Source organism: Hymenobacter sp. UYP22 (assembly GCF_040547285.1).
Classification (GTDB): Bacteria; Bacteroidota; Bacteroidia; order Cytophagales; family Hymenobacteraceae; genus Hymenobacter.
Window position 1 is genome coordinate 117996 of record NZ_JBEPPK010000014.1, and the last position, 23256, is coordinate 141251.

Here is a 23256-nt window from a genome sequence, read left to right on the forward strand (position 1 = left end):
CCCCCATGCGTAAGGCTCCGGCACCGGCAGCAACGCTACCGTTGCCCAGCCTCGATGAAAAGAAGGTTGATGCCGTTATCAACCGTGGTAGTTCTTCCCTCACGGCTTCGGAGGCCGCGGATGTTAAGCTGAAGAACTTCAACATCAAGCTACCGGCTACCATGCTAACCGTTATCGACGAGCTACGGGCCAAACGCCCCCGTAAGCCTACCAGCCCGAAGCTGGGCATCTCCACCCAGGACTGGCTGTTAGAAGCGATTCAGGAGAAGATTCAGCGGGAGCAAAAGAAGTATAAGTAGGGAGTAGCCGGTCCCCTGATTTCAGGTGTGGATTTATAAACAATAAAATGGTGTAAATCCACACCTGAAATCACACCTACTTACCGCTGTAATATAAGGTGTATTTATACTGTGTAAAATCTTGATTTACACGTCTTTTTATCGCTCATTATACCTAGGCTATTACGCTGACAGTCATTAGGAATAATGCCACCCTACAAAGTATGATTATGCAGGCTTAGGCCGATAGTGTCAATAGAGCCGCCAGGTGTACAGCAGGTATCAGTAAACTGCCAAGCGGATACATGGGTAGGGTAGAAGCCTAGCCCAGGCAACTTGACCGGACGATTTGACCGGACGAACAGAAGGGAGTAGCTGCTGCGGCCCACTAACCCGTGAGTTTCCCGGGGCTGATAGGCCAGGGTGGATGAACTACCGCGTGGTGGCCTGGCCCGAAGCTGCCTCCGTAGCAGCACCAAGCCAGGCCAAGTTGGAGAGCAGGCCAGTTATGCCGCGGGGAAGTTTCCTGCATTCCGGCAAGTATGCTGGGCCGCGCTGGCTGAGCAGGTTAGGGGGTAGCTCTTATTCAGAGGACCACCCAGCAAGGCCATTATTCTAACTGCTCTTTCCAACGTCAACAGCCAACGCTGCCCCTAACGTCCGGAGCCGCGGAATCGGCAGGTAAGGGCAAATCTGCTACCTCGGCTCTTCCCCCGTCAGCGTGTAGGATGGAGGGGAGTGCCATTTTTCACGTAGATGGCAACTAGCTGACTGTAAAGCGGCGACCCTCTGAGCGGGGGGAGGGGAGGGGGTGCCATTTTTCACGCAGATGCCCGGAGAGATTTTCTCCTGGGGCCAACTGCCTTGTCTGAACCGAACAACCCGAAATCGGCCCCATTTCGCTCTAAACGCACTTTTTCACCCTCATAAAGCCAAAAAATTAACAACCAAAAAAAAACAGAGCCTCTTCTGTATTCTTAAGCTATTCTTACTATTCTATATTCAGGGAGGCATAACACGTTGTTTTTCAGTTATTTACAACGATTATCTACGTGAAAAACGGCACTCTGCTGCGTGAAAAATGGCACCCTGCTGCGTGAAAAATGGCACCATCTACGTGAAGAATGGCACTCTGCTGCGTGAAGAATGGCACCACTGCGTGAAAAATGGCACTACTGCGTGAAGAATGGCACCGAGGCGCGAGAGGGGGGAGCTCCTGCGTGAAAAATGGCACTAGGCGACAGGGGGCGTGCTTCTGCGTGAAAAATGGCACTATCCAGACTATTGCGTGAATGAAGGTAGGATTTCACGTTGATCCTTTTAACTTCGTGGGTTAGCCTTCCGTATTCGCCTATCGTATGCATGCTCCCGCCCTTCCCGTGCTGTACCCCCGGGCCTATCAGGCCAACGCGCTGGTGCGGGCTCCCTTGAAGCTCACGCACGTGGAAGCCCGGATTTTTGCCCTCGCTTTGGGGTGTATTCACCAGGACCAGACCGAACTGCCCGGCATCTCAATTCCCATCAACCGGGTGATGACCCAGAAGAAGGGGGGCAGCGTGTACGAAACTATCCGGGACGCCTGCAAAAGCCTCATGTCGAAGGTTGTCAGCATTGAGTCCCAGACGGGCAACAAAAAGCGCTTTACCGCCTACTCCATCATCAGTTACCTGGACCTGAACGAAGGTACGGGGATGCTGACTGGCAACTTTGCCCCGGAAATCAAGCCGTTCCTGCTGCAGCTGGCCGAGCAGTATACCCACGTGGAACTGGAGTCTCTGCTCACGCTTAAATCTGCGCATGCCCACCGGCTGTACTGGCTGCTCAAATCCTGGGACGATGTGGGCCTGTGGGAGGTGGAGTTTGAGGCGTTGCGCAAACAAGTGCTTGGGGACGACAATGATGTAACCTACACGCTCTTCTACGACTTCAAGCGCTACGTGCTGGAACCGGCCATGCGCGAGTTGCACTCCCTGGGCTGGGTGGTCAACTACGAGCCCATCAAGGATGGCAAGAAGGTCAAAGCAGTTCGTTTCCTGATACCCAAGCCGCAGGTTCGGCTGGCGGATCCGGCGGAGGAAGTAGGTGTACCCAAAACCACCAGTCCGGCCCGGCCCGTGGAAAAACAGATGACGCTGGCCTTGCAGGCGGAACTGCCAACGCTGCAACAGCGCATCATGACCCGCCTGCAAAAGCTGAAAATGACCCCGGCCCAGATCCAGCACGTGCTGGATTTTATGGGAGACGATGAGGCCCGAATTGCCCGCCTGATGAAAGTGTCGCACCCTTTGCTGCGCGACTTCGAAGCCGGTAACAAAGTGTTTGACAACTTGGGCGGAACCACTATCAACCTGCTGAAAACGGAGTTTCCGGGTCTGTATGCGGTGCTGAAGTAAAGCGGTAACTGCTCGACTTTCACCGGTTTACCCCGTCGTACCTGCAGGTAATGCTTACCTGTCAGGGTCACGGGGAGTTGAGAGTAGCCCAGAGCTGAGCAGTTGCCAGCGTAAGTGGCTGGTAGCTAAAACCAATGTTCCGATATCCATTGTGACCCCTATACCCTTGCTAGCGAGTATCCTGACGGGCCGGCCTTCCTCTACTGCCCTGGAGACTGGGGACACCCATCCGCGTAAATACCGCCGCACACTTGCCTTGCGGGGTTTGCTGGTAGGCATGCTGGCTTCCGCTTGCCAGGCTACCCACCCGGGTACCCCTGCAACCCCCACGGGGCCCACTACCGGCGCGGCTGCCTTTGACCCGGCCGCCGCCAAGCCCTTGCTGGCCCTGCCGCCAACTCAAGTGATGGTGTTTGGGATGGGGCATTTGGATTCGGCCCCGGCCACATTTCAGGTAGCGTGGCTGGAGCCCGTGCTGTGCCGGCTGCGGGCGTACAAGCCCGATATTATTCTGACGGAAGCCATGTCCGGGGAGCAGGTCATGACCCTGGATGCCTACGCAGCCTACCACGGCACGGCCAGCAGCTACGCTGGCCCCACCCTGCAAATGGCCAAGGACGCGCAGGCCAGCCTGCGCCTGACGGCGGTTCAGGCCCTGGTGCAGGCCGATAGCCTAAGCCGAAAGGGGAATTTATCGCCCGCTGAGCGCCGCCGCCTGGCGAGCTGGTTTGTGGCCGCCGCCGAACCGCTTTCCGCAACGGTGCAGTGGCTGCGGCTGGCTCCGACCGAGCGCATTGCCGCCGACGGAATTTTCCCAGCGTTGGTGAAGCACCTGGACGGCTTTGCCAGCATGCGCAACGAGATGTCCTCCCTAGCTGCCCGCCTGGCGGCTGATTTGGGTCAGGAGCGGGTGTACGGGGCGGGGGACCATCTGAGCGACGCGGCCCTACCGGATTTTGCGGCGCTGAAGGCAGCCGTAACGGCCCAGCCCGGGCAGGTTGACTTGTTTAACCACGCCACTCCCGAATTCCGGGCTATTCCGGCGGAAGCCATGAAGCTGAGTTCCGCGGCCGAGGTGCTGCCGGTGCTGAAGTGGAAGAACTCCCCGCGCTTTGCCCAGCTGGATGCCGATGCGCAGTGGCTGTCGATGCTGCGCAGCCCTACGCTGGGCCGCCTCGGCCGGCAGCGGGTGGCCGCCTGGGAAGCTCAGAATCTGCGCATGGCCGTCGCCATCCGGGAAGCTACGGCTCCGCACGCCGGTGGGCGGGCCCTGCTGATTGTTGGGGCGTCGCATAAGCCTTTCCTGGAGGCGTATCTGCGCACCTTCACGGACATCGAGCTGGTGTCTGTTCCGGCGATGTTGGAATCCACGCCGGCCGGGTGCTCTAACTAATCTCAGGACCCGATAAAGGCTTGCTATGCCCGACAGGGTTAATGGGGCTGGTCATTGCCAGGCACACCGCGCACGCTGCCACTAATCTGCCAGGGCTGCTGCGCCGAGCGGCGGTATGAGGCACTCGGCTTCCGATAGTGTTGCAATGGCTCGGTTTAGTACCTTTAACCGACACTTATTGCCATACCCAATGGAGGACAGCAGCTTGGTTAGCTTGGGTGACCGGCCTTCGGTGCAAATCTGGTATGATAGCCAGGCCCAATGGCTGTACGTGCAGTGGCGGGGCTCGTACCAGGAGAGGGCAGTGGGGGAAGGATGGGAGTTTTTGCTGCGATGCCTGCACCAGCAGCCTTGTGCCAAGCTGCTGAATGATGCACGCTTCGCTGCGACTGGCTGGGCCGGGCGGGAGGAATGGGCAGGGGAGGCGCTGTTTCCCCAGCTTGCGGCGCACGGGGTTCGTTACATTGCCTGCGTGTACCCGGTAGCGCTGTCAGCTCGCTTCTCTCTGGACACGATGCTGGACAGTACCCACCAGCCGTTCGTGGCGGCTTTTGAAGACCTGGCAACCGCTTATAGCTGGCTGCTTCAGCGCTGACTTCCCGTGTGAGGCCGCTGCCGGTGCGTAAGCCGTTGCTGGGGGATTAGCGGCTTCATGAGCATCATGGGCGCTTTGCGGGCTTCTGCGTTATTTAGCGGCCGCTTTCCCGTGAGTCCCCGCAATGAATCGATTTGACCGTGTTACTGCCATTCTTCTTCAGCTGCAGGCTCGACGAAAGGTAAGCGGGGCTGCCCTGGCTGAGCAGTTTGGTGTAAGTCTGCGCACGATCTACCGCGACCTGCGTACGCTGGAGGAGGCGGGTGTGCCCCTGATCGGGGAACCCGGCATCGGGTACTCACTGGCCGAGGGTTACCGACTGCCGCCCGTTATGTTTACCCGGGAGGAAGCCACGGCCCTGCTCACGGCCGGAAAGCTGGCCGAGCACCTGACGGACCCGCCCACCGCCCACCTGAGCGCGGCCGCTATGACCAAAGTGCGGGCGGTGCTTCGCCACGCGGACCGTGACCACCTCGACCACCTCGCCCCGCACATTCAGGTGCTGCGACCCCGCGACAGTGGCTACCAACTGCCCGCTTACCAGCAGCTGGTAGCCGCCATTGCGATGCGGCGGGTAGTGCATCTGCGCTACCAGACGGCGGAAAACGAAGCGCCCACTACCCGTGACATTGAGCCCGTGAGCCTGTACCTGAGCCGGCAGTGGCACGTGGTAGCCTACTGCCGCCTGCGCCAGACCGTGCGCAATTTCCGCCTGGACCGCATCCGGGAGCTAACGCTCAGCTCGCAGGAGTTTGCTCCCCGCCCCGACCTGCTGCTGCTGCACTGGGCCGCTGAAGCCACCCGCCGGCCGCGGGAGCGGGTGGTGCTGCGGTTCCGGCCCGATGCGTTATTGCCGGCCCTGGTGCAGCACCTGCACGATACCAAGCATCAGTACGGGTGGGCGCACGAGACCCGGCTACCCGATGGCCAGCTTGAAATGACCCTGTTTATTGGCGAGCTGCCCTACCTGGCTACCTGGCTGCTGCCCTTCGCCGGGGCTCTGGCCATTGTGGAGCCGCCGGCCCTGGCAGCTCCGCTGCGGGAGTTGGCCCGGCGGGCATTCGATTTTTTCTGTGGACCCGAATAATTTTGGGGGTGCCCAAAACATGCTGACATAGGGCTGTCAGTGGGGGGGTGAACCTTTGTGAAAGGCAAGCGCGGAATGCTTGCCGGTAACACCAACTTTCAGCCTACCCTCATGGAAAAGCGCACGATCGACCCCTGGAAATGGGGCCAGTTCACCAACTCCGTACAAGCCGTTGAAGTCCAGCAGCCCACCGGCACCCTCTACTGCTCTGGTCAGGTAGCCCTGGATGCGGAAGGCCAGCCCAGCTCAGCCGACATGCGCACCCAGCTGCTGCAGACCATTCAGAACCTGGAGCAGCTTATCAGTGAGGCGGGCTACGAATGCTCGGGCATTGTGCGGCTGAACGTGTACACTACTTCCGTTCAGGAGTTTTTCGCCACCTGCATGGATGTATACGCACCCTGGCTGGCCCAGCACGGTATCCGGCAGGCTACTACTCTGCTGGAAGTAAAAGGCCTGTTTGCTACCCTAACAGTGGAGCTGGAGGCTACTGTCGTGAAGTAGGAGCCACGTGGCCGCAGGAAGCACACTGGCTTCCTGCGGCCACGTGTACCTGAGCAATGCTAACGGAAGGGGGGGGATTGGTGCTGTTACAGCAGACCGGCGTACTGGAGCCCGTAGCCCACAGCTGCGCCGCCCAACACCAGCCAGGCAGAATTGATACGGTAGCGCAGTAGCAGACCGGCACTACCGGCCGCCAGCAGAACTGTTGGCAGGTCCAGCAGGGCCGTGCGTGCCAGCGTAAGCGAGACGGCCGCCATCAAGGCCCAGGAAGCGGCATTCAGCCCGTCCAAAAAGGCTCCCGCCAGCGGCGACTCCCGCAGCTGAGCTACCAGCCGGGTACTGAGCGCCACAAACGCAAAGGCGGGCAGGAAGATACCCACCGTAGCTACCAAGGCCCCCCGCCAGCCCAGCAGCACGTAGCCCACGAAAGTGGCCGTAGTAAACACGGGCCCCGGAGTTACCTGCCCTACTACAACGGCATCGAGCAGCTGCGCCTGAGTCAGCCAGCCGAAGCGCTGCACCAGGTCGGCCTCCAGAAAAGCCAGCAGCACGTAGCCGCTGCCGTAGAGCACCGAGCCGATTTTAACAAATGCCGCCCCTAGCGGCAGCAGCCCGAGCGGGGCCGCAGTTCCTACAGCCGGATGAGTACCCGGCCCTAGCCCCAGAATGGTGGGCAGCAACGCCAGCCCGGCCACAGCCGCTACCAGAATCAGTAAGGCGGGCGGAACCGATTTACGTGGCAGGGTGGGCCAGCGCTGGGCCCCGGCCAGGATGCCCGCTCCCAACAGCAACAGCAGCTCGTTAACGCCCAGCATTCCCAGTAGCAGGGCCGCGCCCGCCACCAGTTGCAAGGGTAAGGTTTTCAGGGCGGACTTGCCCAGGCTCCACAGCGCCTGCCCTACTACGGCCACGATGACGGGCTTGACTCCGTACAGCACGCCCGCCATGGCGGGCAGGGTGCCAAAGTACTCATAGGCCCAGGCAAACCCCATAACGATGAGCATGGCCGGCAGAATAAAGCCGATGCCGGCCACCAGCAGTCCGGCCCAGCCCCGGCGCTCATACCCGATGTGAATGGCCAGTTCCGTGGAGTTAGGGCCAGGAATGAGGTTGGCGGCACTGAGCAGATCCAGAAACTGCTGCTGCGTTAGCCAGCCGCGGCGGCGCACTACTTCTTCCTCCATCAGGGCAATGTGGGCGGCCGGGCCCCCGAAGGCCGTAGTGCCCAGGCGCAGAAACAGCCCGGCTAATTCGGTGAGGGAGGTACTAGTTGTAGTAGACATTCGGCTGTCGAAGCGGAGGAGATACAAGCAAATGTACTGCCCGCGCAGATCAGCTAGTGGGCAGGCGGCCTCCAGCGGCGCTTTCGGGTATAGCCAGGGTGTAGATTGCAGCAAGGCCCCAACTACCTGGGGCCGGGCACAGTAGAAGCTTTTGTACTCAACAACCCCCCAAGGGCTGGGGGACCTTTAGGGGTTGGGAAGTAGATGCAGCTACCTGCTACTTCCCCAGGAAACGGAAGAATTTGCTCCGGCGGGTACGTTCACGCATATCCACCGAGGCTGCCCAACTCTTGCGGAGAAGCGTGTAGGGGTAAGCCGGTCAGGGTACTGCGCGAACACTGGAAATAGTTGGGACGGGGAATTAACGCAGTTTTCCGTCCTGATTCAGCCTACGCAAAATATAAGAGCCCTAAATATAAGCTATGGTAAAATTCACCAGTTCTCCTTCCAGCACGCTGCTACCCGTTGCTGTAAAGCGGAGCCTGAATCCGGTTTGGTACTGAGGGGAGAGAAGAAGAGGTGGCGAGTGGCTTGCCACCTGCGTAAGCACCTCAGAAATCTTGCTATCAAGATGAAGTAGCGCCGCTGAAGAAGCCGGAACCCAGGCTCGCGCATCACCAAGAGGGGCGGTTGGGAAAGTAAAGGCCACAAAGTTGCGGGGTTTGCCCACAGACTTGGGCCTGTTGGCCACGCAATGTTGCCTGGGTTCGGGTAGTCAGCTTGCTTTGGGCTACTAACCTACTCCCACTTGCTATGAAGCGTCTTTTATTGTGGTTTCTGCTGACCGGCCCGGCGGCTTTAGGCCAAACCCTGGACTCTGCTCGGGTCGCAACCATTCCGACTAAAAGTGATTTCAAGTTTAGCCTGCTGACGGAAGTGGGGTATGTGCTGGCCGTCACCAGCACGCCGAATATGGCGGCATTTTACCGCCAAAACCAGATCAAGCGTGACTCTCCCCTCGACCCGTTTGTGCACGTGAACGTGGGGGGGCGCTACCAGCGCCTGAAGCTACTGATGCAGACGGGCTACGGGGTAAATTTTCTGGCCCCATCCGAGCGGTCGGTTCTCGCCGTCCGGCGCACGTATGCCAGCTACTCGGGCATGATGCTGGGCTACGACGTGCTCAACGGCCGCAATCAGCGCCTGTACCTGAATGCGGGCGTGGGCGGTCTGTTTTACGACTATAGCGTTGTCAACCGCACCAACCAAGCCGTCGTATTTCAGCAACTGCCCCAGTACAGCCAATCCGGTAATATTCCCTCGCTCAAGCTCACGAACACCTATTGGGACCTCAACCTGGAGTTTGCCCAGCGGGAAAAACGCAAAACGAGTTTCTTTCCCGTCATGCGCCTCGGTTACCGGCGGGGAGTGCAGGCCCGGCAGTGGGAGTCGGGGGCGCTGCAGCTCCTGGATGCCCCTTCGGACCGCATCAGCCAAGTCTACTTTTCGGGCAGCTTCTATATTTCCCGTAACTACGCCAGCGCCGCCAAGTAATGAAAGCGCATCTGCTTTTAGTGGTGGGGCTGCTCAGCAGCGGGCGCGCCGCCGCCCAAGCAGCCCCCGGCCCGGCGGCTCGCCTGGTTGTGTACCGGGAGCGGGAGTTTGGGGGCAACACCTACACGCTTAAGCTCAACGACAAAGTCTGGGGGCCGCTGCCGGCTAACCGGTACGTGCAGCTGGAGGTGCCCCCCGGGCGCACGAAGCTGGAGTCGGTCAAGGATTATTTTTCCGAAAACCAGACGGTGTGGCTTGAGGTCCAGCCCGGCCGCACGTACTTTGTCAAGGCCGTAGAGGAAGTTGATTTCCTGACCCGGACCCTGCTCATGGTGCCCGTGCGGGAGGAGCAGGCCCGGCGGGAGCTGCTGCGCCTTAAACCCGCGGGCGAATCTCGCCCCCGCTAACTTGTCAGGTATGCCTCGTTCCCGGCACGTTCCGGTGTTGCTTTTCGGTGCGGTGCTGACCGGCCTGCTGGTGTACTGGGCCGGGCTGCTCTACCGCGGCATGTGGCACGGGGAAACGGCGCCCGAGGTGGGCAGCCTGGCCCGCTACCTGCTGGGCATTGGGTTGCTGCTGGCGGCTTTGGGGGCTGTGGCCCACCTCAACTACCGGCTGGCGTTCCGGCGCTGGATGCTGCGCCCGAGCGGGGGCTGGCAGTACGGCACGTGGCTGTTGACGCTGGCCTGGGTACTGTTTGAGCTGCTGCAGCTGCGCACCGACCACGTGCCCGAGTTTATCGACGAGAACCTGCTGATGACGGCCGTGCTGCTGGCCGTAATTGCGGCCTATGGGTACGTAGCCGACGCGCTCCGGGCCCGCCGGGCCCAGGTGGAGCTGCAGCAGCAGAAAACGGAGGCCGAACTCACGGCGCTCAAAGCCCGGGTGAACCCGCATTTTCTGTTCAATGCCCTGAATACGATTTACAATGAGGCCCAGCGCGCCGACAACGAGCCCGTAGCCGACCTGATTCAGCAACTGGCGGGAATTATGCGCTTTACCCTGCAGGAATCAACCCAGCCGCTCACTTCCATTGAACACGAGTTTTCCTTCCTAGAAAAATACCTGGCCTTGCAGCGGGCCCGGTTGCCGGAGCGCGCCACCCTGCGCGTAAGTACCCGGCTGGACTGGGACGGCCAACCCGCCACCATTGCCCCGCTGCTGCTGATTCCCTTCATCGAAAATGCCTACCAGTACGGCATCAGCTTTACCCACCCTTCCTACATCGACCTGGACGTGACGGTGGAAAACCGGCGGCTACGGCTGCATGTAGCCAACAGCCGGCCCCCGGCTGCACTCCTGCCAGGGCATGGCACGGGCATAGCCACCGCCCGGCAGCGGCTGGCGCTCATGTACGCCGGCCGGCACGAGTTGCGCATCGACCAAACCGCTGATTCATTTACCGTCACTCTTACGCTTGACCTCTAGCTACTTATGTTGCACGCCATTGCCATCGATGACGAGCCCGCTGCCTTGCAGGTACTGGAGCGTTACGCGGCCAAAGTGCCGTTTCTGGAGTTGACGCATACCTTTCTCAGCACTGCTGAGGCCCTGGTGTGTCTGCACACGGAGCGCGTGGACCTGCTATTTCTGGACATCCAGATGCCCGACGTGCACGGCCTGGAGTTTGCCCGGCTGGTAGCGCCGCTGCAGAAGCCCATTGTGTTTACCACGGCGTACGCGGAGCATGCCGTGGCGGGCTTTTCCTTGCAGGCGCTGGACTACCTGCTCAAGCCCATCGAGTTTGGCCGGTTTTTGCAGGCCTGCAACCGGGCCTACGCCCAGGCGCCGCCCGCCCCTGAGAGCTCCCCCGGAATTTTCGTGAAGGACGGCTACGACTGGATTCGGGTGAATGTGGGGCAGGTGCTCTATATTCAATCGGACACCAACCTGCTGTTTATCCACGAGCAGGACCGGCAGGTGAGCACCCGCATGACGCTGGCGGACATGCTGGATACTTTGCCCGCCGACGAATTCATCCGGGTGCATAAGTCCTACATCGTGGCGCTGAAGGCTATCCGCAAGATTGAGCGCCACCAAGTCACTGTCGGCACGGCCACTATTCCGCTGGCGGAGAGTTACCGGCAGGCCCTACAGGACCGTCTGCTGAAGAAAAACATCCGCTGACGAAATTCGTACCACACTCCCTGGCTACGCCCGTTTTTATCAGGATCAGTAGCACTCGTATCAGTCCATAGGAGAGTAGGGCTCACGTTGTTCCCCAGGTTGCGCTGCATCGGCAAGTTGCCAAAGCAGTTGGTAAGAAAGCAGGGCCTGGAAAGCGCCGAATCACCGCTTGGCAGGCAAATTGATTCATCTGCGAATGCATATTTACGGTCTAGTACTGGGTATCACCGCAGAAGCTGAACTCTTTGAGCAGCATCAGGCGTTGGCGCTATATGTCAACATCTAGTAAACGCCCCCGCAAAGTCAGTGAAGAAGTCGGGCCTACGCTTTCACATGCCGAGCAGATCCAGGCCATGAATGAGCGGGAAGCCGGTAAAACAGTTATGTACCGTCACGATGCCTGGGGGCACATGGAAACGCGCTTTGTGCGCACGCAGAACGTAGCGGCTTGGCAAGCCAAAGGCTTTATCCGGCGCTAAGCTCTATTCGTCAATCTGGTAAAAGATGTAAAAAGCCTCTCCGCACCGGAGGGGCTTTTTCATTTAAGGTGTGCCAGGAACACTAAGCTCCTCCGGCTAGAGTTAGCACCTGAAAAAGGAATGTTGCCCTGGTCAAGTCCTGCTGGCTGAGATTTCACCGGGCCTTGTGCTTATCCAGGGCCAAGAGCACAAAGCTCAGCCGGCTAGAAAACAGCCGGCCGCTCAGGAGTATGGTCACGGTGCGGGCAACGGACGTTGCGCAAGCTATTCAAGGTTTCGGTCGGAGCTGGCCATTGCCCTGTCCGGACCCGATTATACAGGACAACGGCCAAGTCAGGGAAAACGAGTTGCCAACGTGCCGAGCCACACGGTATCAGCCCTACTTACCTTCCCGCAACCAGCTGCTGGCAGCTTCTATCGTCTTGTCCGGGGCCTCCGCGGCCGTTTGTTCTACCACTACATCCGGTATGATGTTAGGCAAGTAGGTGTGCCGGTTTCTATCCGCCATGTAGCCGGTTGCCAGCAAGAGGTAGGCCCCATCCGAGAGCTGGTAGGTACCGTTGGTGGTCGTGTAGCCCGCCGATGGCTGCCCAAAGAACTTCACGTGACCCAGCCCCTTCAGGGCAATGGCCACCATCTCGCCGCTACTGCCAGTCATGGAGTCAATCAGAACCGCTATCCTTTTCGGCTCGGCAGGTATCGCCCTGGCCGGTAGCTGCTTTTTCTGCCCGCTCCAGCTGTACAGAGGCAGTTGCCTTTGAAACGTACTCCGAGGAAAAATGAAGTAGCCGTACACGCCCTCGCCAAGCAGGGACTGAATACCCTGGATCATTGGGCGCATGTTACCGCCCGTGTTGTGTCGCAGGTCAAGTACCCACCCCGTTACGGGGTGTTGCGTTTGCAGGGCCGTTATCTGGCGTTGTATGTCCTCAGAAAAGGTTTGCCCTGCCGTTGCATTCATCGAGCTGAATGCCGGGACCTTAACGTAGCCAATCCCCTCGCCCAGGTATCGGCTTTCAGCTTGCTGACCCGCGTAACTAGTGGAAGTCCAGTTAGTGGCTTTATCCGTGGACAGGAAAAATGAATGCTTGTCGCCGGCCTGGCGAAGCGTGCGCATAATGTGGTCCAGCACCGGCTGGCAGTCCGCTACCGTTGTCAGCCCCTGGGATTTTACCCCGACCTCCTTACGGAGCCGGCTCCAGTCAATGGAATCAGCGTACAGGGCCTTCTTGCGAATGATCTGTTGAACCTGGGCCAAGTACTGCACCACCTCCTTCGAAGGCGTCGCCGCCGTCTTGGTGGTTTGGGCGCACAAGCTGCTGGCAGCCACCAGGAGCGGTAAAACCAGTAGTTTCATCAAGGGCTCGATACGAGATGATAGCACAGGGAGCAGATAGTGAATGCGCTGGAAAACGGTTACACGCGACAGATGCCCCCCAAAGAAGCATGGTTGCCTGATACCCATTATTTTCCGCCGGCCCCGTTTTCGGTCAAGACTGCAAGCGTTTATCCAGTACCCCCACACTACCGAAGCCTACGTCTTGTCCCCTGCTTAACTAGTGGCCCTGAGTAGTCAGGTAGTACATGATACTGCCGAGGATCAAAGCCCAACTGAATGCTAGTGCGCTGGGAGAACATCTAACGTCAGTATCTGGCCGCCAATCTCCTGAAGACGGGCCAAATACGTACGGGGCTCCAGCAATTGGTAAGGAAAGTACAGCCCGGCTGAAACCGCGGGCTGTCCATCCAAGCCAAGCAGCCGCTCCAGCAGCAAGGCAACGCCAAGGCCCGTTAACGGCATTTGCCCCTGGGGGTGCACTACTGCGTGTCGGGTGCGCAGCGGCTGACCCGCATGGTCTTCCCCCGCCAGTTCAATGAGGATTTCCGTGGACATCGACCCGCCCTGCCGGCGCGTGGAGCTGACGCCAAACGCCAGCTTAAACTCCACGTTCGGCGCGCCAGTCGCCGTGGCCAGGCCCAGCACGTCGTAGAAGGAGAAGGTGGTGGCCCGTTGCTCGGTGCCATCCAGGGCGCGAAAGGTGGAGGTAGATTCGTCCCCCGCCTGCCAGATAAAGGCTCCCTCGCGCCGAACAAGCGCCGCGGGCATAACCTTGGTTTGGCGCTCAAAGTCAACGTAGCCCGCCGGGCCGGTAACGTCCTGTTCATCCAGAAGCGCCCCAATCGTAACGTCGGTAACTCGGCGGAACGCTTGGGCAAATTTCAGGGTGGGTATCGTGGTAGCGCCTACCAGCCATTCCGTACCTAGGACTACGGGAGCGGCCTGCGGCTGGTGCACGTACGCCGCTACCTCAGGTCCCATTTCGAAGATGCCCGCGGAAATACTCAGGTGCGGAATGCCACGAGCTTGCGCAAACCGAAGCGCGCCCAGTCGTTCGTCGGTAAACAGGACCACCACGGCACTTACTGGGCGGTGTCCCAGCCCCAAGTCATCGGCCGATAGGTCAACTACAACGCCCTCGGCACTGGGTATCTCGGCTGCGGCCTCCTGGGCTTTGGCCAGGTTGCGGCCCCCGAGCAGTAAAGGCACCTGCGGATGAGCATCGTGCAACAAGCGGGCTGCCCAGCGGCCTACGGTACCGGAGCCGCCAACTAATAGAATGGGGTGGTGAGTCATGGGGAAGCAAGTGGGTAGTACGTACTTTTGGCAAACATAACCTACTACTGGTAAGTTACCAATAGTAGGTTATGTAATTGTTCGGACAGCAGCTACTCTATCAATGACTCATTCTTCAGAATCAGACGCGGCTAAGCGCCCGGTTGGCAGACTATCCAAAGCCGAACGTCGCCGTCAGCTGCTCGACACCGCCCTCGCTATCATTCGGGAGGAAGGTGCGGACCGATTAACCCTGGGGTATCTGGCAACCCGGGCCGGCGTCTCCAAACCTATAGCGTACGAACACTTCAGCACCCGATCAGGACTGCTGACAGCCCTGTATAAGTTGCTGGATGAGCAGCACGTTCAGAGCCTGCAGCAAGCACTGACCAGTAGCCAGCGAGATCTGCAGGGCACGGCCACCGTACTCGCTGCCGCTTACATTCGCTGCTCCCTCGACATGGGGGAGGAGTGGCATGCGGTCCGGGCCGCCCTGGCCGGCAGTGAGGAAATGAGCGTCGTGCAGCAGGAATTGCTGGCCGGTTACGTGCAATTCTTTCAGGCTATCCTGGCCCCCTACAGCTCACTGCCGCCTGGGGCACTGTACCAGCGCTGCGTTGGGCTGGTTGGCGCAGGGGAGGCCCTTTCCGTACTGATGTTGAGCGGACAGTCTAGTGAGTTGGAAGCAGCGGCCACATTTTCCACCCTGATTCAGGGTGGCCTGCTACTGCCCTCAGCTCAATCATAAGAAGCAGGAGCAGGAGCAGGAGCAGGAGCAGCGAAAACGGCCTCGCTCTGCTATTGTCTGGAGCTCAGTTGCCACCACATGCTGAGCTTGTTGTTTGTGCCGCTGTTGGTGCACTACTGTACATGTAAGCGCTTCGCCCACTCGTAACTTTAGTAAGCAGAAAGCATCCACTGGTTTTACTTTCCAGTTAAGATCGGCAGTACGTGCAACTGTTATCAGCTCAAAGAGGCGGGTTGGCTGGTGAGGCCCTACTTAGCGCCCTACTTTCGATTCTTTGTGCGCAGATTACTGCTCCCAAGAAGCATTTAAGAAGTAACCCTGCTAGTGGCCTTGTTCTAAAGATAGTTACTATGCTGAGTTGGCCCGTCTGGATTCTTGGTCCATTATTCTTTGCGGGTTCGCCTCAAGCTGAGCGCGCCCCAGCGCCGGCTTTGCCCGCCGCCCTTCGCCGGGCCCTACCGGCGGGTTATGCCGTGCTCGAGGCCGCGCAGGGCGACCTGAACCGCGACGCGCTGCCGGACTGGCTGGTGGTGCTGCACCGGCCCGACGAAGCCAAGACCTCCGACGTGGTAAGCCACCCCACCAAGCGCCCGCTGCTGGTGTTCGTGGGCGGGGCTGGCGGCACTTTTGCCCTGGCTGCCCGCACCGACAACGCCGTGTACTGCGTAGATTGCGGCGGCCTGATGGGCGACCCGTTCACTGGCCTGGCCATTAAAAACGGCTACTTCACGGTAGAGCACTCCGGGGGCAGCGCCCAGCGCTGGACGCGCCACGTGACCTTCCGCTACGAGGCGGCCACCGGCAGCTGGCTGCTGCACCGCGACGGCCGGGAGCGGTTGCACGCCCTCGACCCCGAGCACGGCACAGCCACGGCCGCCACCAGCAAGAATTTTGGCCGGGTGCCACTGGTCAAGTTTGACATCTATAAGGAATAGATGCGGCCCGATTTGCTAAGTTCCTGCCTGTGAGTTTCAGCCATAGGTAGGGGCTTCTAGTTTGTTCAGCTGCTGCATGCGCTGAAGCTCCGTCGGGCTGCCACGCTACCCATCTAGGTTTGGCATTCCCTACTGCCTATATGTCAGGCTACTGAATAGAGTGCGCACATCTATCAATCGAAGCTGGCTCGGGCAAGCCAACGCGTCTGGACACGCTACCTCGTCTTCTTGGGCCCCAGCCGTTGCTGGCCATTTACGCCATGCGTTCTCACCAGCCTTTAGTTGACGGTAACGGCAGCCACTACTTCTTCCAATTCCAGACCTGAGTGTAACGTTAATCTTCAATAAAACTGCTCTGCATTCGGGCACTGGTGCTTCTGGTCAGCTGTGCCCAACAGGTGATGCGCTTCTAGGTGAGTTCGCTGGCCTAGTGGTGGAGAGCAGGCGCCCGAAGTTTCGTGCCACTTTTCGAGCCGAGCCTAATAAGGCTGTGAGGATTGCCGCGTTCCAGGAGTTATGAGCTGACCCCGTGAGCCAGAATGTTGATACCATCAAGGCACAGGTACACGCCATTACGAGCCCCCTTTTAATGCCTAACCCAGAGCTGGAAAAGCGGGGCAGCTAACTCAACCTGCTGCCCCAGCAGTGCAGCCTTACCCTTCCACCCAGGACGAGGCACCGCTGCAAGGCCACTACACCTGGCGTCGGTTGCATAGTATATTTTGCAGAAGATAGGCCCCGCCCAATCGGTCGGTACTGGGCTTCCTTTTTAACCGGAAACTCCACCAACAAGGGGAAGAATTGGCGCAGTTTGTACCCTAACCTAGACAACAGCAAGTATATAGTAACTAGCTTGGTAGTAGGTCATGCTGTTGTGCTTCACTTCCCTCTCATTCCCGTAGCCTAGTCAACCGAAACCGGGTAACGGCAACGCCCTTATGGTGCAGGTGTACCCCAGACGTCGTCGTTCTGGAATATAAGCGAGCAGGAACGCTATTGCGATCTGATGCATCTTCCTGCATACCGTTTCGCTCGCTAATAATACATTGTTAGTAAAGTAGTTAGATGTGTAACCAGGTTTATACGTGACGTTACTAAAACTTTTTACGTATCTAAGTGCCTAATAATTAGGCAAAAATTAACGTTTTATATGACGTCAAAGGTCAAAACGATTGCCGCCGATGCGCCCGCGTATGAGGCCTTCCGGCAGCTGGCCAAAGAGTACCAGCTGAGCAACCCCGAGTTGCTGGCCGCTATGGTGCAGTACTTCCGGGTGACCAAGGCCGACCCCCGGCAGCCCACTGGCCCGGATTTAACCACGAGCCTGGCCAAACTCACGGCCAAGCTCGACCAGGTGGATAAGCGCACGATTGGCTTTATCCGGGAACAGGAAAAGACCTACCTCAAGCCTCTGCTGGCCGACGTGCAGGGTCTACGCGAGTGGACGGCTGCTCCCATCGGCCTGACTGGGCCCCAGCTGACAGAGATGGAGCACTGGCTCACGGCGGTGGTGCGCAAAGGCTTCAAACCCGAGTACCGGCACCCGAATCTGTTGAGCGCCGCCGCCCCCAGCTACGACGCCTTCCCGGAGCTGGCCCCGCTGCGCAAGGTGTGCACGAGCGTCCTCGGACGGGAGCTGAACCCGGCCCAGTTTATTCCGCGAGCCCCCGCGCCGACGCCGGCGGCTGCGACCCTACCGCCCCCTGCTTCTCCCAACCAGCCGGCCTGATGGTGGCCAAAATCCCCCGCTCCGGTAAGGGGCTGTCCCAGCGCACGGGCAGCTGCGCGGGCCTGGTGGCCTACCTGGAAAAGGAGGTGCCGGGGCAGTGGTTCAGCCTGGACCGGCAGGACGTGCCCGCCGCCCACGTGGTGGCCACGCTCGACGGCAACAAGCGCAACCTGAACCGCGCCGCCGACAAGTACTACCAGGTGATCCTGGCTCCGAGCCAGGCCGAGCTGCGCCATCTTGGCAGTGACCCCGAGCCGCTGCGCGCCTACACCCGGGCCGCGATGGAGGAGTACGCGGCCAACTTTGGCAAGGGCATCGCGGGCCGCGACCTAGTGTACTTCGCCAAGGTAGAGCACGCGCGCACCACCGGCCCCCAGGACCGGGCGGTGCAGGTGGGGGAGGTGAAGCGGGGTCAACCAAAGGAAGGCGAGCAGACGCACGTGCACGTGCTGGTCAGCCGCACGGAGAACCTGGCCCGCTACCGGGAGCGCACGCAGGCCGGTGAGCTGAAGCGGAAGAATCCCTACCACCTGAGCCCGTTGACTAATCACAAAGACACGCAGCGCGGGGTGGTGCGGGGAGGGTTCGAACGCAAGCAGTATTCAGAGCGGGTCGAGCAGGCCTTTGACCAGCTGTTCGGCTACGAGCGGCCCCTGGTCGAAACGTTTCGCTACGCCTACACCATGCAGCACGGCACCCTGGAGGAATGCGCGGCGCTGCGTAAGCAGGTGCTGGCTGAGCAGCCGTCTACGCTTCCCCAGCCGCCGATTACCGAGCACCAGCAGGTCATCGAACAGGTCATCGAACAGGCTCAGGCTGTTGAGCAGAAACACCGCCGAGCCCGAGGGCTCGGCTACTAACTCGAGCGTACGCGTAGCGCGAGGCACCGGCGAGCGGAGCTTTGCTCGGCAGGGAATGACTGTTTCCCTATCCTGTATCCCCGCTCTCGGTTTAAGTGGACGCAGCCGATGGGGGGTAAGCGTCGAAACCGAAAGCGTAGGGCTCGTCTGGTCTACCCGGGTGTTACGTTTGTTGAACGGACGTTTAACAAACGTGACAAACCCCTATCTTGCGTCAAATCCACTCCTGACCTCGCTTATTTGATGACGCGCTATGTCGCCTACTTCCGCGTGAGTACCGCCCGTCAGGGCCAGTCTGGTCTCGGCCTCGAAGCTCAGCAAGCGGCCGTGCGGACCTTCGTCGGTAGCGAAGCAGTTATCGTGGCCGAATTTGTCGAGATTGAGAGTGGGCGCAAGAACTCCCGGCCCCAGCTGCAAGCTGCCATCACGCACGCCAAGCAGGAGGGAGCGGTGCTGCTCGTGGCCAAGCTCGACCGACTGGCGCGTAATGTCGCCTTCCTCGCGACGCTCATGGAAAGTCACGTGCGCTTTAAAGCAGTGGACTTGCCCGCAGCCGATGAGTTTACCCTGCACATCCTGGCGGCGGTGGCCCAGAAGGAGGCCACGGCGATTTCCACCCGGACCCGCGATGCGCTGGCCGCCAAGAAGGCGCGGGGTTTTCAGCTGGGCACGCCGGCCAACCTAACGGAGGTCTCGCGGCAGCGAGCGCTAGAGTCCCTGCAACGCAATGCCCAGGCTAGTCTGAGTAATCGGCAGGCCGCGCAGTTAGCGGTATTGCTCCGCGCTACCGGCGTGAGCTTGCGCGAGATTGCGGCCCGGCTCAACGAATCGGGGTATCGGACGCGGCGGGGGAAAGCCTTTCATCCCATGGGCGTTAAGCGACTGTTACCTCATGGTGCTACTACCATGTCCTGAGCGGGATAAGTTTTATGTAGGTGATTGGGTACGCTCACATAAATGTTCCGCTCTGACCACGGCTAACACTCGCCCCACCCATTGGAATAGGGCTTGAAATCCAACATATCTCAACGCACTGTCCGTTTGCAATAGACCACCTCAGTGGCGGAGCTAGCTTAAGGGTGCAATTAACTTAATTAAGATTAAATAAACTGTAATGAAAGAAATCGTGCTGAACGGCGTGGCAACCGCCATATGTTTGGAGGTGTACCCGATGACGCTGCCGAGCGAAGCGCAGGTGCAGGCGTTTGAGCAGGCGCTAGGCTACCGGCTGCCGGATGACTACCGCGCCTTTTTGCTGAACTACAATGGCGGCGTCTGCGATTTTGAGCGGATGCTCATGCCCATTGCGGTCTATATCTGTGACTTGTTTGGCCTGCACCTGGATGGACTAGATGAACCTATGCCCCCCTTGCTGCCCCCGAACAGCCCACGGCTCACGGAGCTTTGGGACGAGCTGCCGGCCAACCTGTTGCCCATCGGGGAAACGGATGGTGGCGATATGGTGGCCATCCGGTTTCTGCCCGCGTACAGCGAGGTAGTGGTGCTAGACCACGAAAGCAACGCACTGCGGGAGATGATGCGGACCAGCACATTTACCGAGCTACTGCTGAGCGCTCGCCCGCCAGAAGAAGATGAGGAGTAGCGGGGCGTGCCCGTTTTTGCCTTACACCACGGCGGGCAGCCACTCTTCTACGGTTTCTTTGGGCTCGTTGTCCACGCCGGTGGGGGTGGCAGTGTCGATGCCTAGGTCCAAGGCCACGAAGCGCACTTGGCGCTCATGCAGGTCGGCCACCAACTGCATGATGTGGGCACTGTTGGAGAGCATCAAAAAGTGTGGGGCAGCCGTTTGACACGCCTCTTGGATTAACTTGGGAAGCTTTCGTTGGTAAAAAAAATGATAGGTCAAACAGCCCTTTCTGCTACTGCCTAGCTGAGTTACTGTCCAGCTGCCCCACACTTTTTGATGCTCTCGTCCCGTTACTCAGGCATATGTGGTGCCTCAGATGTTCACTAAACGCATCACAAATCTGAGTTTCCTGAACTTTGAAAAGTGAACCAGTTTCTTGAACTCAATCTGACCCGTAGGACTACTTTGCCATACCAATAGGTATGCATGGGCAGTTGTACAGCTAAACGAGGTTTATTCTAAACACTTTGGCACCCCACGAAAACGCCCCTGAAATGCGGTTTTCAGGGGCGTTTTTAGCTAGGTAATTTGAACACGGGGTCACGCTACTTTTAAATGCCCTCTATGTGGTGGCAGGGGACGCGATTTTAAGTACAGGCCGGTAAGCGCATAGCAAGCTAAAGTATATATGGTAGAAGCATACCTTGTCCCATCTTCATTTCACCTATGCGTCACGTCCTAGCCGCGCTTTTTCTAGTGGGTAGTTGTGTTACAGCGCGAGCACAACATATAACGCCTACAGCCGACGAGGCAGCATTGCAAAACGAAGTGGCGATCCTGAAACGAGGCATTGTTCAGCGGAAGGCTGATGAAACCGATAGTACCTTCCTCAAGCGCCTATTTCCCGCTTCATTTTATGGGGAGCTCATCCAATATGCATGGCGACCGAGTGTCCACGGTCCTCAGCTATTTTTTTCCCATGGCGAGCGAGATGAATACCATTCCTTAGGGGAGGGAACCGAACTATTCGTGCTCGACCCCATTCAACCGGATAAATATGCCGTGCACGTGTTGCTGCTGGAGCCCATAGGGGATATAACGAACCTAGCAGCTTTCTTTTTCGTCGACGTAGACCAAGATGGACAAAAGGAGTTGCTGGCGTTGGTTTACGCCGAGGTACAGGAAGCAGTGATGCTGTCTGTCGGGCCAGGAAATAAAAAAGAGAGAGCAGTTGGCCGTTTCTCTCACTGGGAAACCCAGGTATTTCGGTATACAGGCCTAAACAGCGTTACTGGCCGTCCTCGCTACCAGCCCGACCGTACGCCCCGACCCTACTTGGATGGGCTACGATCTGCCGCGGAAGTGCGACGAGCCCTGGCACAGCACCACGCCCGTACTAAGCCACGCTCAAGTAGAGCAGTGAAGTAAAAGGACAATCTAGTGAGGAGAGGATCGGCTAGAGAGGTAATGCCTATTCTGGCCAAGTCCATATGTTCATTAGAAATGGCAGTATCCCAATGTGAGTCCTGAAACTCCCAATATGTTAAGGGATAAAAACCAGACAGGAGACGCACTATTTATGATTTCCCACTACAGCTACAATCCTGTTTACTTACCGTGTGAACTCGTGCCATAAGAGAGGTAGATTCATCAAATTCTTGTGAGTTAACTCCCTAAATTCGGGCAACTGCTTTCTTCACAGTGCCTACTAGGCTGATTCTAGGCCTGCCAGATCCGCCTGCGCAACTGACTTGAAACCGTACACGTTGCACACACGGGATTTGACCGCACCCCAAGCAACCAACCGGCCAGAGACTTATTATAATTAGACTAGCACATGTGCACCATGCTGATACATTTCCTACTTTACTCTGGTGCTAAAAATCTGGAATACTGGATATTAGCAGCCGTATGGTGGATACCACAACTCCTATGGATTGGTCTTGCTGTGCTGTTGTTGTATGGAGTAATGCTTAGGCTACGCCGATTTTGGATGCGGTGGATACTCATGTGGATACCTTATCTAATGATTGGGTGGTGGATAGCTAGTGCCTTAAGCGTAAGTCATTGGGATTACACACGGGATAACCCTCTTAGTGTAATTGCTCAGGACTCTGATCTTCGAGCATATGAGGCTCCTACTTTTTTGGCAGTGCCTTTCCTACTTGTGTTGCACATTATCTTGTTTAGAAAGCAGGCGCAGCGCAAGGCACCAGTCCGCAACTAATGTATTGCTAGGTAGAACGACTAGGCGAATCGTTGTCCAATAAGTAAATACTATGTTAAGTTGCTCCTAATTGAGCCCCTTTTCTCTTCAGGAGTACGATCAATAAAGTCAGCAGTGCTACCCCTAGTGCCATTGCGGCCAGCCAAGTACTGACGGTTATGGCAGAAGATGCCGGCACATGCTGACGACGATAGGCCACCAGCAGCGGGTACTCGGTGAGCCAGTGCTGCAGGAACAGCGCGCGCAGCTCCGTTCGCTTTTCTTGATAGTAGTGCTCACGGGCCAGCGAGTCCTCTGCCAGAGAAGGATCCGGGGGCATGACCAGCAGGTAGGGCTCGGTCAGATTGCCCGAGAACGAGCAATAGGTGAGTTCGGGCATGGTACCTGCCGCATTCATCGTGGTATAAAAGATCCAGACCCCTTCCGCTACGAGCATCCCACAATTGCTCTGAGAGATGCGCCCGTGAAGGCGGGGGCGCGGGACGTGGCCTTTGAATTCCTCCAGTAGCTGCACCTCAAAGGTAGAATCGGTGGCGGAAAGCACTTGCCCGAGAAAGACGTGAGTATTGCGCTGCAATTGCTCTTGCATCTTGGTATAGGTCCACGCCAAACGCCCGCCGTCGCAGTCACAGGCCTGGAGGGGCAACCACGCAAAAAGCAGCAGCGGGAGGAGAAGAAGTCACAGCATAGAGGCGAGTACCTGGGACAAGAAAGAACAAGGTATAGCGCTAAAGCGAAACACAGCGCGCGTGGTGCACGAGGAAAAGTAAAAGGGCTCAGGCCACGAGGCTAGTTAACGTAACGTTTACTTATTGGAAAAGTATGAGTTAGGATTATTCTTAACTAGAGGCCACTTATTACTATTCCACATCATCTATACGACCGTCTAGGTTGGGCAACTGGTGATGGCTGTTTCTCCTGT

General features: G+C 58.4%; 23 protein-coding genes. 18 read left to right on the plus strand and 5 right to left on the minus strand.

Annotated elements, in window-relative coordinates; translation table 11 throughout:
- Positions 1 to 5 precede the first annotated feature (5 nt).
- From ABIB60_RS18395 to ABIB60_RS18420, 6 genes are all read left to right on the plus strand, one after another.
- The gene (locus tag ABIB60_RS18395; protein ID WP_354581943.1) at positions 6 to 299 is read left to right on the plus strand and encodes a hypothetical protein; all 294 of its coding nucleotides are present in this window, start codon (positions 6 to 8) and stop codon (positions 297 to 299) included.
- 1337 nt (positions 300 to 1636) lie between these two features.
- Positions 1637 to 2671: a replication initiation protein gene (locus ABIB60_RS18400; protein ID WP_354581944.1), complete on the plus strand. Its 1035-nt coding sequence runs from the start codon at positions 1637 to 1639 to the stop codon at positions 2669 to 2671.
- A gap of 277 nt (positions 2672 to 2948) precedes the next feature.
- Positions 2949 to 4064, plus strand: coding sequence for a DUF5694 domain-containing protein (locus tag ABIB60_RS18405; RefSeq protein WP_354581945.1), 1116 nt, complete (start codon positions 2949 to 2951; stop codon positions 4062 to 4064).
- A gap of 178 nt (positions 4065 to 4242) precedes the next feature.
- Positions 4243 to 4659, plus strand: a complete 417-nt coding sequence (locus ABIB60_RS18410; RefSeq protein WP_354581946.1) for a hypothetical protein — start codon at positions 4243 to 4245, stop codon at positions 4657 to 4659.
- A 124-nt stretch (positions 4660 to 4783) separates the two neighbouring features.
- Positions 4784 to 5746, plus strand: a complete 963-nt coding sequence (locus ABIB60_RS18415; protein WP_354581947.1) for a helix-turn-helix transcriptional regulator — start codon at positions 4784 to 4786, stop codon at positions 5744 to 5746.
- Between the two features lie 111 nt (positions 5747 to 5857).
- Positions 5858 to 6250: a RidA family protein gene (locus ABIB60_RS18420; RefSeq protein WP_354581948.1), complete on the plus strand. Its 393-nt coding sequence runs from the start codon at positions 5858 to 5860 to the stop codon at positions 6248 to 6250.
- Positions 6251 to 6336: 86 nt separating this feature from the next.
- Here ABIB60_RS18420 and chrA read toward each other — a convergent pair whose 3' ends face one another.
- A complete protein-coding gene (gene chrA, locus ABIB60_RS18425; protein WP_354581949.1) occupies positions 6337 to 7533 on the minus strand; it encodes a chromate efflux transporter in 1197 nt (398 codons plus the stop codon).
- A gap of 753 nt (positions 7534 to 8286) precedes the next feature.
- On the opposite strand from chrA, the gene ABIB60_RS18430 reads away from it, so the two are divergent.
- The 5 genes from ABIB60_RS18430 (at position 8287) to ABIB60_RS18450 (ending at position 11633) form a co-directional block, all read left to right on the plus strand.
- The gene (locus ABIB60_RS18430) at positions 8287 to 9027 is read left to right on the plus strand and encodes a hypothetical protein (RefSeq protein WP_354581950.1); all 741 of its coding nucleotides are present in this window, start codon (positions 8287 to 8289) and stop codon (positions 9025 to 9027) included.
- Positions 9027 to 9434: a hypothetical protein gene (locus ABIB60_RS18435; RefSeq protein WP_354581951.1), complete on the plus strand. Its 408-nt coding sequence runs from the start codon at positions 9027 to 9029 to the stop codon at positions 9432 to 9434. Before ABIB60_RS18430 ends, ABIB60_RS18435 begins: the two co-directional genes overlap by 1 nt.
- 10 nt (positions 9435 to 9444) lie before the next feature.
- The gene (locus ABIB60_RS18440; RefSeq protein WP_354581952.1) at positions 9445 to 10455 is read left to right on the plus strand and encodes a sensor histidine kinase; all 1011 of its coding nucleotides are present in this window, start codon (positions 9445 to 9447) and stop codon (positions 10453 to 10455) included.
- A 6-nt stretch (positions 10456 to 10461) separates the two neighbouring features.
- Complete coding sequence (locus tag ABIB60_RS18445; RefSeq protein WP_354581953.1) at positions 10462 to 11154, plus strand: LytR/AlgR family response regulator transcription factor; 693 nt, start codon at positions 10462 to 10464, stop codon at positions 11152 to 11154.
- A gap of 272 nt (positions 11155 to 11426) precedes the next feature.
- Complete coding sequence (locus ABIB60_RS18450; protein ID WP_354581954.1) at positions 11427 to 11633, plus strand: hypothetical protein; 207 nt, start codon at positions 11427 to 11429, stop codon at positions 11631 to 11633.
- Positions 11634 to 12012: 379 nt separating this feature from the next.
- On the opposite strand, the gene ABIB60_RS18455 is transcribed toward ABIB60_RS18450, so the two are convergent.
- Together ABIB60_RS18455 and ABIB60_RS18460 are read right to left on the minus strand one after the other, a co-directional pair.
- On the minus strand, positions 12013 to 12990 hold the full coding sequence (locus ABIB60_RS18455; protein WP_354581955.1) for a S41 family peptidase: 978 nt from the start codon (positions 12988 to 12990) through the stop codon (positions 12013 to 12015).
- Positions 12991 to 13251: 261 nt separating this feature from the next.
- Complete coding sequence (locus ABIB60_RS18460) at positions 13252 to 14268, minus strand: SDR family oxidoreductase (RefSeq protein ID WP_354581956.1); 1017 nt, start codon at positions 14266 to 14268, stop codon at positions 13252 to 13254.
- Positions 14269 to 14371: 103 nt separating this feature from the next.
- Between ABIB60_RS18460 and ABIB60_RS18465 the strand changes: the two genes are divergently transcribed.
- The 6 genes from ABIB60_RS18465 (at position 14372) to ABIB60_RS18490 (ending at position 20122) form a co-directional block, all read left to right on the plus strand.
- Complete coding sequence (locus ABIB60_RS18465; RefSeq protein WP_354581957.1) at positions 14372 to 14995, plus strand: TetR/AcrR family transcriptional regulator; 624 nt, start codon at positions 14372 to 14374, stop codon at positions 14993 to 14995.
- A gap of 431 nt (positions 14996 to 15426) precedes the next feature.
- Positions 15427 to 15930 carry a hypothetical protein gene (locus ABIB60_RS18470; RefSeq protein ID WP_354581958.1) on the plus strand — a complete coding sequence of 168 codons (504 nt, stop codon included), beginning with the start codon at positions 15427 to 15429 and terminating at the stop codon, positions 15928 to 15930.
- Between the two features lie 1150 nt (positions 15931 to 17080).
- On the plus strand, positions 17081 to 17659 hold the full coding sequence (locus tag ABIB60_RS18475; RefSeq protein ID WP_354581959.1) for a BfmA/BtgA family mobilization protein: 579 nt from the start codon (positions 17081 to 17083) through the stop codon (positions 17657 to 17659).
- A complete protein-coding gene (locus ABIB60_RS18480; protein ID WP_354581960.1) occupies positions 17659 to 18519 on the plus strand; it encodes a DUF5712 family protein in 861 nt (286 codons plus the stop codon). Before ABIB60_RS18475 ends, ABIB60_RS18480 begins: the two co-directional genes overlap by 1 nt.
- A gap of 243 nt (positions 18520 to 18762) precedes the next feature.
- Positions 18763 to 19434 (plus strand): recombinase family protein, encoded by a 672-nt coding sequence (locus ABIB60_RS18485; RefSeq protein WP_354581961.1) that lies wholly within the window; start codon positions 18763 to 18765, stop codon positions 19432 to 19434.
- A gap of 199 nt (positions 19435 to 19633) precedes the next feature.
- Complete coding sequence (locus ABIB60_RS18490) at positions 19634 to 20122, plus strand: SMI1/KNR4 family protein (protein WP_354581962.1); 489 nt, start codon at positions 19634 to 19636, stop codon at positions 20120 to 20122.
- A 21-nt stretch (positions 20123 to 20143) separates the two neighbouring features.
- Here ABIB60_RS18490 and ABIB60_RS18495 read toward each other — a convergent pair whose 3' ends face one another.
- Complete coding sequence (locus ABIB60_RS18495; protein ID WP_354581963.1) at positions 20144 to 20308, minus strand: hypothetical protein; 165 nt, start codon at positions 20306 to 20308, stop codon at positions 20144 to 20146.
- A 525-nt stretch (positions 20309 to 20833) separates the two neighbouring features.
- On the opposite strand from ABIB60_RS18495, the gene ABIB60_RS18500 reads away from it, so the two are divergent.
- Positions 20834 to 21535, plus strand: a complete 702-nt coding sequence (locus tag ABIB60_RS18500) for a hypothetical protein (RefSeq protein ID WP_354581964.1) — start codon at positions 20834 to 20836, stop codon at positions 21533 to 21535.
- 854 nt (positions 21536 to 22389) lie between these two features.
- On the opposite strand, the gene ABIB60_RS18505 is transcribed toward ABIB60_RS18500, so the two are convergent.
- Entirely contained in the window at positions 22390 to 22923 is a 534-nt protein-coding gene (locus ABIB60_RS18505; RefSeq protein WP_354581965.1) for a hypothetical protein, read from the minus strand.
- Positions 22924 to 23256 lie beyond the last annotated feature (333 nt).